9 protein-coding genes and 1 pseudogene are annotated in these 13433 nt (G+C 72.6%); 5 read left to right on the forward strand and 5 right to left on the reverse strand.

What is annotated here, in order from left to right; genetic code table 11:
* Positions 1-647: 647 nt before the first annotated feature.
* Positions 648-1595 (reverse strand): RNA polymerase sigma factor SigJ, encoded by a 948-nt coding sequence (gene sigJ / locus H4687_RS35270; RefSeq protein ID WP_046920317.1) that lies wholly within the window; start codon positions 1593-1595, stop codon positions 648-650.
* Between the two features lie 169 nt (positions 1596-1764).
* Here sigJ and H4687_RS48205 point away from each other — a divergent pair, with 169 nt between their 5' ends.
* The gene (locus tag H4687_RS48205; protein ID WP_046920316.1) at positions 1765-2754 is read left to right on the forward strand and encodes an NAD(P)H-dependent oxidoreductase; all 990 of its coding nucleotides are present in this window, start codon (positions 1765-1767) and stop codon (positions 2752-2754) included.
* A 312-nt stretch (positions 2755-3066) separates the two neighbouring features.
* Here the strand turns inward: H4687_RS48205 and H4687_RS35280 are convergent.
* Positions 3067-3526: pseudogene (locus H4687_RS35280) on the reverse strand (GNAT family N-acetyltransferase).
* Between the two features lie 292 nt (positions 3527-3818).
* Here H4687_RS35280 and H4687_RS35285 point away from each other — a divergent pair.
* The 4 genes from H4687_RS35285 (at position 3819) to H4687_RS35300 (ending at position 10822) form a co-directional block, all read left to right on the forward strand.
* Complete coding sequence (locus H4687_RS35285) at positions 3819-5054, forward strand: MFS transporter (protein ID WP_233443300.1); 1236 nt, start codon at positions 3819-3821, stop codon at positions 5052-5054.
* Between the two features lie 121 nt (positions 5055-5175).
* On the forward strand, positions 5176-6951 hold the full coding sequence (locus H4687_RS35290) for a glycoside hydrolase family 35 protein (RefSeq protein WP_050398073.1): 1776 nt from the start codon (positions 5176-5178) through the stop codon (positions 6949-6951).
* Positions 6951-9383 carry a beta-galactosidase gene (locus tag H4687_RS35295; RefSeq protein ID WP_046920023.1) on the forward strand — a complete coding sequence of 811 codons (2433 nt, stop codon included), beginning with the start codon at positions 6951-6953 and terminating at the stop codon, positions 9381-9383. The genes H4687_RS35290 and H4687_RS35295 overlap by 1 nt, the downstream gene beginning before the upstream one ends.
* Positions 9384-9715: 332 nt before the next feature.
* A complete protein-coding gene (locus tag H4687_RS35300) occupies positions 9716-10822 on the forward strand; it encodes a LacI family DNA-binding transcriptional regulator (RefSeq protein WP_050398074.1) in 1107 nt (368 codons plus the stop codon).
* A gap of 172 nt (positions 10823-10994) precedes the next feature.
* On the opposite strand, the gene H4687_RS35305 is transcribed toward H4687_RS35300, so the two are convergent.
* The 3 genes from H4687_RS35305 to H4687_RS35315 all read right to left on the reverse strand — a co-directional run bounded on the left by H4687_RS35305 (position 10995) and on the right by H4687_RS35315 (position 13070).
* A complete protein-coding gene (locus H4687_RS35305; protein ID WP_046919779.1) occupies positions 10995-11810 on the reverse strand; it encodes an SAM-dependent methyltransferase in 816 nt (271 codons plus the stop codon).
* Between the two features lie 122 nt (positions 11811-11932).
* A complete protein-coding gene (locus H4687_RS35310) occupies positions 11933-12193 on the reverse strand; it encodes a DUF397 domain-containing protein (RefSeq protein WP_005481932.1) in 261 nt (86 codons plus the stop codon).
* Position 12194: 1 nt separating this feature from the next.
* Entirely contained in the window at positions 12195-13070 is an 876-nt protein-coding gene (locus H4687_RS35315; protein WP_046919781.1) for a helix-turn-helix domain-containing protein, read from the reverse strand.
* Positions 13071-13433: the final 363 nt, after the last annotated feature.

Genomic DNA, 13433 nt, shown 5'->3' on the forward strand with positions numbered 1-13433 from the left:
GCCCTCCTTACATCTCATATCTCGTATCTCACCCGCACTCCATGACGATACGTCCCGTGCCGACGCACCCAGAGTCACGCGCCGGTCGTCATCGGCGGACGGGCCGGACCCGGCACGGTCCCTGGTGTGCCGACGCGGCGGCTCACCGGCCACGGTGATACAGCTGTTCATCGAAGCGATCTCCGGAAAGAAAGGGGGTGCGCTCGGTGAACTCGGTACGGACGCGGGGCCGTTCGGTCTCACAGGGGCGGGCGGATCCGCCGGGCGGCACGTGGTGATCGTCGGGGGGTGCCCCGGGGGTTTCGTCAAGCCGGAGGGGCGAGTTTCGGCGTCACGGACGCCCCTGTGTCTTTGAGAGCGGCGGCGCGGCGATCGACGGAATCGGCCTCACGGACACCGACGGCGCGATCCTGATCGCGACCTGCCACCGGGACTCGTTCGCAGTGCACCGCAGTTCACCCCGGTGGCGAAGCGAATCCTTCCGTGCGTCGCACTTCGGGCAGGTGTGCCGTTCGACGTCGACGGTGTCCGACCGGTCGATTGGGGAAGGCCGCCGAGGGCCCGTCACGGGCCGTCATCGGCCCGGACGTCCGCACGATGCACGTCTCGGAAGGGGGGTGCCGTGCCCGGCTGCCAGGTTCAGCCGGTCAGCCCACCGTCCACGGGCGGAGCTTGTCGGGGTTGCGCACTGCCCAGATGTGCGTGATCCGGTCGTCCGCGACGTCGAACGCATACACGGCCACGGTGACGCCTTCGTGCTCGATCACCAGACCGGCCCGGCCGTTGACCGCGCGCTCCAGGACCGTCAGGCCGCCGGACGCGCGGACGGCGAGGTCGGTGAGGTAGCGCGCGATCCCTTCGCCGCCCTCGATCGGGTGGAGCGCGGCGGCGACCACGCCACCGCCGTCCGCCGTGAGCGTCGCGCCGGGGGCGAGGAGTCTGACGAGGGCGTTGATGTCCTGTGCGTCCCACGCCTGCTTGAAGTCCCTGACGAGGCCCGCCTGGTGGGCTGCCGGGGCCGCGGGGGGCAGGGAGGCGCGGACGCGGCGCCGGGCGGAGGAGGCCAGTTCGCGGCATGCCGCCGGGGTGCGGCCGGTGATCCCGGCGATCTCGGCGAACGGGTAGCCGAAGACATCGTGCAGGATGAGTGCGACGCGCTGCGCCGGGGTCATGGCTTCGAGGGCGACGAGAAACGCCATGCCCACAGACTCGTCGAGGGTGACCCGGTCGGCCGGGTCCGCGGGATCGGTCGCGGCGGTGCCCGGGCGCCCGCTGATCCAGTCGGTCTGCTCGGGCAGCGGCTCCGGGATCCATTCGCCCATGTAACGCTCGCGCCGGACCCGCGCCGAGCCGAGGAGGTCCAGGCACACGCGGGTGGCGACCGTCGTCAGCCAGGCGCCGGGGCACTCGATGGCGTCCTGCTGCGGCCCGGACATGCCGTACCAGCGGGTGTAGGTCTCCTGGACCGCGTCCTCGGCCTCGGCCAGGGAACCGAGGAGCCGGTAGGCGAGGCCGACCAGCCGCCGCCGCTCGCTGATGACCCCGTCCAGGCCCGCGTCGGACTCGTCGTGCCGTGACTTCACGTGATCGGTCATGGTTCCGGTGGCTCCCTGATCTCGGATCGTCCCTCGGCGGTCCGACGAGACAGCACGTCCGATTGTCAGGTCTTCGACTCTCCCTGACGTTCCGCGGGGTTGTGTCGTCGTACCGCTCAGAGACGCCACCGGCCCGGAGAACCCGGGTGCGACACCTCAGGAGACAGCGATGACCAGGATCGGAATACTCATCGGCAGCACCCGCCCCGGCCGCAAGGGCGACCAGGTCGCCCGGTGGGTCCACGAGCGGGCGGTCCGCCGCGGCGACGCCGCATTCGAGGTGATCGACCTGCTCGACCACCCGCTGCCGCATCTGGACGAGCCGCTGCCCGCGCTCGCCGGGCGGTACCGGCACGGGCACACCCGGACATGGGCCGACACCATCGCCCGCTTCGACGGATTCGTCATGGTCACCCCCGAGTACAACGCCTCCATCCCTGGCGTGCTCAAGAACGCGATCGACTACCTGTACGCGGAGTGGACCCACAAGGCCGTCGGGTTCGTCTCCTACGGTGCCGCCGGGGGCACCCATGCGGCCCGGCAGCTGCGGGCACTGTGTGAGCTCCTCCAGATGGGCGCGGTGACCCCGCAGGTCTCGCTGTCCCTGCACACCGACTTCGAGGACCAGACGACATTCAAGCCGGGTGCCCACCACGTCGGCGCCCTCGACACACTGCTGGATCACGTCCTCGCCCAGAGCACGGAAGGGCGGACAGCCACCCCCACACAGCGCGAGACGGACGAAGCCGCGATCCGCCGCCACATCGACGGGATCATCGACGCGATCCAGGCCAAGGACCTTGAGGTTCTCAGGCGGCTCTACTCGACGGACGTCGTGTCCTTCGACATCGATCCGCCGCTCCAGCACGTCGGGATCGACGCGAAACTCAAGAACTGGGCGAACGTGTTCACCTTCTTCCAGGAGGTGAACTACGAGGTGCGCGACCTGATGCCCACGGTGGGCGAGGACGTGGCGTTCACACACGGCTTCGGCCGCCTCAGCGGCACGCTGCCCGACGGGACGGCGGCGGGCGGCATGTGGGTCCGGGTCACCTTCTGCCTCCGGAAGATCGACGGCGAGTGGCTGATCACGCACGACCAGGTCTCCGTGCCACTGGACATCCTGGGAGGCAAGGGGGTCGTCGACCTCGAACCGTGACATCAGCGGGCCCTGCGCCGCCCCGCCCCGCCCCGCCCGGCGGGGCGGGTGCGCGGCTCCGGTGGAGTCTGTGCTGGAGACCCGCAGTCCAGAACCCGACGGTCACCAACCCGTCCCTCAGAGAGAGCCCGCGGCGAGATCACCACCTTCCGCGACCAGCGCCCTGTCGACAGCGCACAGAGCATCCGCTGGCCGGCTCTCCCGCAGGGCGTGCCCGTCATCGGCTGACAGGCTCTCCCGCAAGGCGTGCCCGGCACCCGCTCCCGGGCGCGCCCGCACCTTCGCCGCCGCTCGCTGTCGCGCGGTGCCCGGTCAGGGGGACGCCGCCGCGTAGCACCGGACGGTCACCGTCCGGTCCGGGCCCCAGCGCCGCTCGACCGCGGCCAGGAACTGCCGGCCGAGCCGTTCGTAGAGCGCCGCCGCGGCCGTGTCGGAAGCCACCACGTCGAGCCCCGGGTGCAGGCCGCGCCGTCGCGCCTCGGCGCCGGCGCGGGCCGGCAGCGACGCGCCGAGCCCCCGGCCCCGGACCGACGGAGCGGCGAACAGGCGCCCGATCACGGCCGTCCGGTCGACGCCCACCCCCGTAACGTCGCTCCACAACCCGGGCACCGCGTCGCCACGCACCGCTCCGGGCCAGGACCACATGACCGGCGATCCGGCCGTCGAGTTCCGCCACCCAGGCGGCGACGAGCGAGGGTGGAGTCAGCCGGGCGCCGGGCCGCTCGGGCCAGTCGACCGGACAGCCGTCGCGGTCGTGGACCTCCGCGAGCACCGCGGCACAGTCGCCGAGATCACGATCGGCGCGGTAGCGGACACTCGGGGCCGTGATTTCGGCGGACTCGTTCTCGCTCGTCACCGCGGCGTCGAAGCGCGCGGCGAGGGCGGGCCGCCATCCACTTTCCCGACGGGCCTCTCGGCGCTCCCACCACCACCCCCGGCGGCCCCCGCACCCCATCCGTCACTCCCGTACCGCCCCCGCCGCACCGCCCTGCGGGGGATCTTGACGGCGGGGATGTTACCGGTAACACTTCGGGAGTCCCAGTCACGGAGAGGCGGATTCCGGCGTGCCCGCATCATCGACCGCGCAAGAGGTGAAGCCCGTCCGGCCGGCCCCGGACAGCAGGGTGTTCAGCCCGGCCGCCGTGGTCGCCTCGTGCGTCGGATTCGTCCTCATCGGCGCGCTCCAGGCGCTCTACGGGCCCGCCATCCCGGCCTTCCGCGACGACTTCGCGCTGTCGCCCTCGGCCGCCGGTCTGGGGCTCAGCGCCCACTTCGTCGGCGGGGTCGCCGGCGTCCTGCTCTTCGACCGGCTGTACGGGCGGCTGGGCAACCGGCGGCTGCTCGGCGGCTCCTACCTGCTGATGGCGCTCGGCGCGGCGGGGTTCGCGCTCGCGCCGACCTGGCCCGCCGCCCTCGGCGCCGCCCTGCTCGCCGGACTCGGCTTCGGCGGTATCGACTACGGCCTCAACCAGCTCTTCGCCGTCGGCTTCGGCCACCGCTCCACCGCCATGCTGAACGTCCTCAACGCCCACTTCGGCGTCGGCGCGATCCTCGGCCCCGCCCTGGTCGCCGCCGTGGGCGCCGAGCACTACCCGGCGCTCTTCCTCGCCTTCGCCGCCGCCAACCTGCCGCTGCTGCTGTGCCTGCGCGGCGTACGCGACCAGGTGCCCCAGCCCGGCACGACGGGCGCGGCGGGCGCGACGGACACGACCGGCGCGGCGGCGGGCGGCTCGCCCCTCGCCCGCAGCCTCGGCTCGGTGCTCGCCGTCTTCGTGGCCCTGTACGTCCTGCACGTCGGCATCGAGGCCGGCGTCGGAGGCTGGGAACCCACGCACCTGGAGACGGTCGGATACGGCGCCGGTGCCGCCGCGACCGCCACCTCCGTGTACTGGCTGATGATGACGGCCGGCCGCTTCCTGGTGGCCCCCCTGGCCCTGCGCCACGCACCGCAGACGATCATCACCGTGTCCTGCGCCGGTATGACGGTCTGCCTGCTGCTGGCCTCGGTGCCCCCGCTCGCCCCGTACGCCTACGCCGGAGTCGGCCTGTTCATCGCCCCGATCTTCCCCACCGGCCTGCCCTGGCTGAACGCGGCCGCACCCCGGGCCCGCCGGGCCGGAGCGCTCGTCATCGCCGCCTCCATGACCGGCGGAGTGGCGGCCGGCCCGGCGCTCGGCAAGGCCATCGAGTGGTCCGGCGTCCGCGCGGTCCCGCTGCTGCTCGGTGCCGTCTCCGCCCTGTGCCTGCTGGCCACGCTGTGGCTGATCCGTGCCACCCGCTCCGACCCGCCCTCCCCGTAGACGCGGTGCGGGTGCCCCTCGCCCGCCCCGCCCCGCCCCGGACACCCGGGGCCGCCGTCCTCCTCGCCCGCACGCCGGAACCGCCCTGCCACCCCGTACACCCCGCCGAAGGGAAACAGCCTTGAGCACGCCCGCTCTGACCACGACGTCCGACGGTTTCCTCCTGCACGGTGAACCGTTCCGGATCATCTCCGGCGCGATGCACTACTTCCGCATCCACCCCGACCTGTGGGCCGACCGGCTGCGCAAGGCCCGGCTGATGGGCCTGAACACCGTGGAGACGTACGTCCCCTGGAACCTCCACCAGCCCGACCCCGACAGCCCGCTCGTCCTCGACGGACTGCTCGACCTGCCCCGCTATCTGCGCCTCGCCCGCGCCGAGGGCCTGCACGTCCTGCTGCGCCCCGGCCCGTACATCTGCGCCGAGTGGGACGGCGGGGGCCTGCCCTCCTGGCTGACCTCGGACCCCGACATCCGGCTGCGCTCCAGCGACCCCCGTTTCACCGCCGCCCTCGACGGCTACCTCGACATCCTGCTGCCGCCGCTGCTGCCGTACATGGCGGCGAACGACGGCCCGGTCATCGCCGTCCAGGTCGAGAACGAGTACGGGGCGTACGGCGACGACACCGCGTACCTCAAGCACGTCCACCAGGCGCTGCGCGCACGGGGCGTGGAGGAGCTGCTGTTCACCTGCGACCAGGCGGGCTCCGGCCACCACCTGGCCGCCGGCAGCCTGCCCGGCGTCCTGTCCACCGCCACCTTCGGCGGGAAGATCGAGGAGTCACTGGCGGCGCTGCGGGCCCACATGCCCGAAGGGCCCCTGATGTGCTCGGAGTTCTGGATCGGCTGGTTCGACCACTGGGGCGAGGAGCACCACGTCCGGGACGCGGCCAGCGCCGCCGCCGACCTGGACAAGCTGCTGGCCGCCGGCGCCTCGGTCAACATCTACATGTTCCACGGCGGCACCAACTTCGGCTTCACCAACGGCGCCAACCACGACCAGTGCTACGCCCCGATCGTCACCTCCTACGACTACGACGCCGCCCTCACCGAGTCCGGCGACCCCGGTTCCAAGTACCACGCCTTCCGCGAGGTCATCGCCCGCCACGCCCCGGTCCCCGAGGAGCCGGCCCCGGCGCCCGCGCCGAAACTCACGGGCATCACCGTGGAGTTGGACCGCCGGGCACCGCTGCTGCCGTACGCCACCGGTCTCGGCACCGCGGGGGAGCGCACCGAACACCCGGTCACCATGGAGGAGTTGGGGCAGCGCTCCGGCTACGTCCTCTACCGCACCACCCTTCCCGACGCGGGCGACGGCCTGCTGCACTTCGACGGCGGGGTCGGCGACCGCGCCCAGGTCTTCGTGGACGGCGCCCCCGTCGGCGTACTGGAACGCGAACGCCACGACGAGACCCTGCCCCTGCGCGTCCCGCACGCCGGTGCCACGCTCGACGTCCTGGTCGAGAACATGGGCGGCGTCAACTACGGCCCCCGCATCGGCGCCGCCAAGGGCCTGCTCGGCCCGGTCACCTTCAACGGCACCGCCCTGCTCGGCTGGGACACCCACCGCCTCCCGCTGGCGGACCTGTCCACGGTCCCCTTCGGTCCGGCCGACGCGGCCCCGGTCACCGTCCCCGCCTTCCACCACGGCACCTTCGAGGTCGACACCCCCGCCGACACCTTCCTGTCGCTGCCCGGCTGGACCAAGGGCCAGGCCTGGATCAACGGCTTCCACCTCGGCCGCTACTGGAACCGGGGCCCCCAGCGCACCCTCTACGTCCCGGGTCCCGTCCTGCGCCCCGGTGGCAACGACCTGGTCCTGCTGGAACTCAACGCCACGACCAGCTCCCGCGCCGCGTTCACGGACACACCGGACCTGGGGCCGGTGAAGCCCTGATGACGCCGCCGCACCGGGTGCGCCTCCCGGCGCCCGGCGACCCCCCGCCGCGCGGCCGGCTCCCCTTCGCCGACGCCCCGGACGCGCCGGACCCCATCGAGGTCAACAGTCGTTGGCTGACCCGGGGCGGCCGTCCGTGGTTCCCCGTCTCCGGAGAGTTCCACTACACCCGCTACCCGGCCGGGGAGTGGGAGGAGGAGCTGCTGAAGATGAAGGCGGGCGGGGTCACGGCCGTCGCCGCCTACGTCATCTGGATCCACCACGAGGAGATCGAGGGCCGCGTCCGCTTCGACGGCGACCGCGACCTGCGGCGCTTCGCGGAACTCTGCGCGCGCCACGGCCTGGACCTGATCCCCCGCATCGGCCCCTGGGTGCACGCCGAGGTCCGGGGCGGGGGCCTGCCGGACTGGGTCCTCGACCGCACCGACGCCCCCCGCACGGACGACCCGGCCTACCTCGCCCCCGTACGCACCTGGTTCGCGGCGATCGCCGGGCAGCTGCGGGGCCTGGACCGCGCCCACGGCGGTCCGGTCGTCGCGCTCCAGATCGAGAACGAGCTGTACGACCGGCCGGACCATCTGCTGACGCTGAAGCGGACGGCCCAGGAGGCCGGCCTGGCGGCCCCCCTGTGGACGTCGACGGCCTGGGGCGGGGTGCGGCTGCCCCCGGACGAACTCCTGCCCCTGTACGGCGGCTACCCCGACGCGTTCTGGACCGAGGCGGACGGCGGCTGGCCCGACACCTGCCGCAAGCACTTCTTCTTCACCCACCAGCGCGACGACGAGGGTATCGGCGCCGACCTCCGCCCGACGACGGCACGCGGCGGGGACGGGGAGGGGCCGACGGACCGATTCCCCTGGGCCACCTGCGAGCTGGGCGGCGGCATGGCGGTGGCCTACCACCGCCGGCCCCGCGTCGAGGCCGCCGACGTCGGCGCCCTCGCCCTCACCAAGATCGGCTGCGGCTCGGTCTGGCAGGGCTACTACATGTTCCACGGCGGCACCAACCCGCCGGGGGAGCGCACCACCCTCCAGGAGTCCCACGCCACCGGCTACCCCAACGACCTCCCCCTCCTCACCTACGACTTCCAGGCCCCCCTCGGCGAGTACGGCCAGTACCGCCCCTCCTACGACGAACTCCGCCTCCAGCACCTGCTGCTGGCCGACTTCGGTCATCTGATCGCCCCGATGGCCTCCGCCGTGCCCGAGCGGCAGCCGGCGAGCCAGGACGACCGGGAGACCCTGCGGTGGGCGGTCCGGGGGGACGGCCGGTCCGGCTTCCTCTTCGTCAACAACCACCAGCCGCACGAGCCGTTGCCCGACCATCGGGGCACGACGTTCACGGTGGAGTTCCCCGACGGACCCGAGGGGCCGGAGTCCGGGGCGCTGACCCTGCCGAGCGAACCGGTCACGATCCCCCGAGGGGCCTACTTCTGCTGGCCGTTGCGGCTCGACCTCGCCGGGCTGCGGCTGGACTGGGCCACCGCCCAGCCCGTCTGCACGGTCGACGACGGCCGTGGCCGTACGGTCCTCGTCCTGGCCGCGACGGACGGGATCACCCCCGAACTCGCCCTGGACCTCCGTACGGTGACCACGGTCCGCGTGCCGTCGGGCGAGGTCACGACGGTGGGCGACCGCGTCCTGGTGACCGGGCTGCGCCCGGGTACCGACGCCCTGGTCGAGGTCGACACCACCGACGGCGGCCGGGTGGGTCTCCTGGTCCTGGACGCGGCCACGGCCCGCACCGCGTACCGGGGCCGTGCCTGGGGTGCCGAGCGGCTGGTCCTCGGTGAGGCCGGCGGCGGGGTGGTCTTCGACGCCCACGCGGACGAGGTGCGGGTCCACAGCACGGCCCCGGAGCCGTCCTTCGCCGTACTGCCGGCCCCCGAGCGCGCTCCGGTGGCGACCGGGGCGGTGGTGAAGGAGGCGGCCGACGGGGTCTTCGTCCGCTACACGCTGGTGGCGGACGACCAGGGGCGGCGCGGGTCCGACGGCGCGGACGACGCACTCCCGGTCACACTGATCCGGCCCCCGGGCGAGGCACCCCCCGTCACGACGGGTGTGCTGGGGCGGGCGAGCGTGCCGGCCGACGAGCACTTCGACACGGTGGCCGCCGAGTACGGCATCGCGACTCCGGACGACGCGCCGCCCGGCACCCTCCTGCGCGTCCACTGGACCGGCGACGTCGCCCGCGCCCACGTGGGCGGCCGCCTGGTCGCCGACCAGTTCTACTCCGGCCGCGTCTGGGACATCGGGCTCGACCGGCTGCCCGCGGACGGGGCGCGGTCGGAGGGACTGCGACTGCGGGTGCTGCCGTTGCCCGCGGGGGCCCCGGTACACGTACCGGGCCGGACGGGCGCCTCCGCCATCCCGGCGGAGATCACCCGAGCCGAGTACGTCACCCCCCGAACCTGGCCGCTGCGCCCCGGCTGACCTCGTGGGGTCCGTCGTCGGGTGCGGGTGAGTGCGGGCCGGCCGCGCAGTTCCCCGCGCCCCTGAAAGACACGGCCCCTACGGGCCTGAAACACGATGACCGAGCGGGCCTGGCTGTCGGGTGCGGGTGAGTGGGACGGACGCTCGGGGGTCGAAGGGGCGCAGCCCCTGGGTGGGGGCACCTCCCGCTCGGGCGAAGCCGGGAGTGGGGGAGGGGCGGGTAGGGGCGGCGGGGGCGAAAAACCCCGGGCCCCGCCCCCGGACCTATCCTGTGGCCCACGCAGAACACGACAGACCGGACGACAACCCTCCGCAGACAAGGAAGAAGCCGCATGCCCCGCAGCACCACGGACGGCAACGCGGCCGAACCACCCGCCAAACCCACCCGAGGCCGCAGTCGCCGCAACTTCGCCGGCTCCCGCCCGGTGATGGACGACGTCGCCCGCCTCGCCGGCGTCTCCAAACAGACCGTCTCCCGCGTCCTCAACGACAACCCGGCCGTCCGCCCGGAGACCAGGCAGGCCGTGCTGGAAGCCATGCGCACACTCGGCTACCGCCCCAGCCGCAGCGCCCGCTCCCTGGCCAGCGGCCGCACCCGCATGCTCGGCGTGATCTCCTTCGACGCCGCCCGCTACGGCCCCGCCTCCACCCTGACCGCGATCAACACGGCGGCCCAGGAAGCGGGTTACCTCGTCAGCTCCATCGCCCTCGACACGGCGGACCGGGACACCGTCGTGGAGGCGGTGGACCGGCTGTCGGCCGAGGGCGCGGACGGCATCATCGCCATCGCCCCCCAGCGCCCGGTCGCCACCGCGCTCGCGCGCGCACGCCCGGACACCCCGCTGGTGATGCTGGACAACGGCCTCGGCGACGGCACCCCCGTGGTCTCCTCGGACTTCACCGCGGGCGCCCGGCTGGCGACCGGCCATCTGCTGGGCCTCGGCCATCCCACCGTCCGGCACATCGCGGGCCCCACCGGCTGGACCTCCGCCGACCGCCGCGCCGAAAGCTGGCGCGAGACCCTGGCGAGGGCCGGCGCGCGTGTCCACGAGCCCCTCGTCGGGGACTGGAGCGCCGACTCCGGCTACGCGCTGGGCCGGCGGCTGGCGGCCGACGCGGACGTCACCGCCGTCTTCGTCTCCAACGACCAGATGGCACTCGGCCTGCTGCGCGCCCTGCACGAGGCGGGGCGCCGGGTCCCGCAGGACGTGAGCGTGGTCGGCTACGACGACATCCCGGAGGCGGCACATCTGCTGCCGCCGCTCACGACGATCCGTACGGACTACTCCGCGATCGGCACGACCGCGCTGCGCCTGCTCCTGCGCCAGCTGGACGACCCGGACGAGACGGGCGACACCGGTGCGGGCGACACTCGGGTGCGGGGCCCGGTCATCCCCGTGGAGCTGATCGTCCGTGACAGCACGGGGGCGCCCGCGTAGCCCCGCCGCCCGAGCGGCCTCCGGGCGCTCCGACGGGTGGGGCCCCCGGCCCGACATCGCTCGGATGCCGGAACCGGGGGCCCTCAGAACCCTCAGAACCCGCAGGATTCTCGGGTACCTCAGGAAGGCTCAGGCCGGCTCAGGCCGGCTCAGGCCGGCTCAGGCCGGCCGTTCACGGCTTCCTCGCGATCGCCCCGTACATCGCGATGTCCTCGTCGCGGATGTTCTCCTCGCCCGTGCCGTCCGGATGCCACTTGTGGACCTGGACGATGCCGGGCTCGACGAGTTCGAGGCCGTCGAAGAACTCGTGGGCCTCGTCGATCGTGCGCAGCCGCATGGGCATGTCGCGCGCGGCGTACTCGCGGGCGACGCGGCCCACCTCCTCGGGGGCGAACTCGGCGGTGCCGATGGTCATCGCCAGGTAGCTGCCCGAGGGGAGGGGTTCGAGGAGACGGCGGACGATACCGACCGCGTCGTCCTCGTCCAGCACGAAGTGGACGATCGCGATCACGGTGAGCGCGACCGGCTTGCTCAGGTCGAGGGTCTCCGCGAACTCGGGCGAGCCGAGCACGGTCTCCGGGTCCTGGAAGTCGGCCTCGATGTACGCGGTCCTGCCCTCGGGGGTGCTGGCCAGTAATCCCTGGGACAGGGTGAGGACGATCGGGTCGTTGTCCACGTAGACGACCCGGGACTCGGGGGCCACCGACTGGGCTATCTCGTGGAGGTTGGGGGAGGTGGGGATGCCGGTTCCGATGTCGAGGAACTGGCGCATGCCCGCCTTCTCGGCGAGCCAGCGCACCGCGCGGTTCATCCAGTCTCGGTTGGCGCGCATGTGGACCGGCAGGGCCGGCCACTCGTGCGCCATCGCGTCACCGGCCTCCTTGTCGGCCGGGTAGTAGTCCTTGCCGCCGAGGATGTAGTCGTAGATACGCGCGGAGTGCGCGTGCTCGGTGTCGATCCGGTCGGCCGGCCATCCGTTGTCGGGCAACGCCGTCCCTCCCATCAGGTCGTGTCGTACAGATAAACGGTCGGACAGGGCCGGGGGTTCGACGGACGGCAGAACCGACGGCCACACAGGTGGTGCGTCAACGAGGCGTGGCAGCAGGTTGGTCAGAGCAGGAAGTCGGCCTCGCCCGCCTTCACACCGGCCAGAAAACTGGTCATCTCACGGGGCGTGAACAGCAGCGCCGGCCCGTCCGGGTCGGTCGACTGGCGTACGGCGACCCGGCCGTCGGCGAGCTTCTTCACCTCCACGCAGGCACCGCCGGCGTCGTCGCTCCAGGGGCGGTGCCAGTCCTGCTTGCCGAGTTCGCGGGCGGGCATGCCGTTGCGGACGCCGTTGTGTACTCCGTCGGGTATGGGGTGGTGCACGTCAGAGCTCCTTGCGTAGCGCACCGAGGAGGGCCTCGGTCTTTCGGGCGGGCGCCGACTGCGCGCCCAACCGGTCCAGGGCCTCGCGGTAGACGACGACGTCGTCGCCCTTGTCGAGATAGACGGCGCCCACCAGCCCGTTGAGGTAGACGATGTCCGGCAACTCCGGTGCCCTGAAGCGGAAGAGGTGGAACGCGCCGGCCCGCATCGCCGGATGCGGGCCGTTGTGGAACGGCATGAGCTGGACCGTCACATGGGGCAGCCGGTTCAGCTCGATCAGGTGGTCGATCTGGGCGCGCATCACCTCCGGTCCGCCGACCGGCCATCTGAGCACGGTCTCGTCCATCACCACCCACAGCCGGGGCGGCTGGGGCCGGGTGAGGAGTTCCTGGCGCCTCATCCGCAGCGCCACCCGCCGTTCGGTGTCCTCGGCCGCGGCGTGCGGATTGCCGGCGCCGAGCAGGGCGCGGGCGTACTCCTCGGTCTGGAGCAGGCCGTGCACGAACTGCGCCTCGTACGCCCGGATCTGGAGCGCCGCCTGCTCCAGGCTGAGGTAGGCGGCGAACCAGTCGGGCAGTACGTCGCGGTAGGTGTGCCACCAGCCGCGTTTGTTGGCCTCGCGGACGGACTTCAGGAAGGTCTCGATCTCCTGCTGGTCCCGCACACCGTAGATCTGGAGCAGTTTCTCGACGTCCGGGAGGCGGAGCCGGGCGACCTTGGCGGCTTCCAGGCGGCGGATCGTGGAATGGCTGACTCCGATCGCCTCACCGGCCTGTTCGAACGTGAGCCCGGCGCGTGTGCGCAACTCCTCCAGCTGTCTGCCGAGGATCATGCGCAGGACGGAGGGGGCCCCGCCCCACTCGGTCTCCGCGGTCACGCCCACCACCCCCTCACGCCGAGCACTGAGGTCATGTCGCACTGCCTTACAGGTCTTGCGCGCTTTCCTTCAAGGGTTGCGCGTTGTTGTGCGAGTCGCTTCGAGAGCGCAGTCTGACACGATCTTGGCTCGATCGGTGACGACATGCGACCCGCAAAATGCAAATTTCAACTTGCTGGTTGCGAGGTGTTGTTCGCGGATGCCACAGTGGACGTACCGTCACGGCTTCGGCGAACACCGGAGCCGCGCGGCCAGGTTGGGGGAGATGTGGCCGCAACTCAGCGCTGTCCGTCATGAGTTGCCACAGCTCGCGGCGTACGGCGAGGCGGCCGTGGCACCGGCTCCCCTCCGGTGCGAAGGGCC

The sequence above is a fragment of the Streptomyces stelliscabiei genome, assembly GCF_014873495.1.
In the GTDB taxonomy this organism is placed as follows: domain Bacteria; phylum Actinomycetota; class Actinomycetes; order Streptomycetales; family Streptomycetaceae; genus Streptomyces; species Streptomyces bottropensis.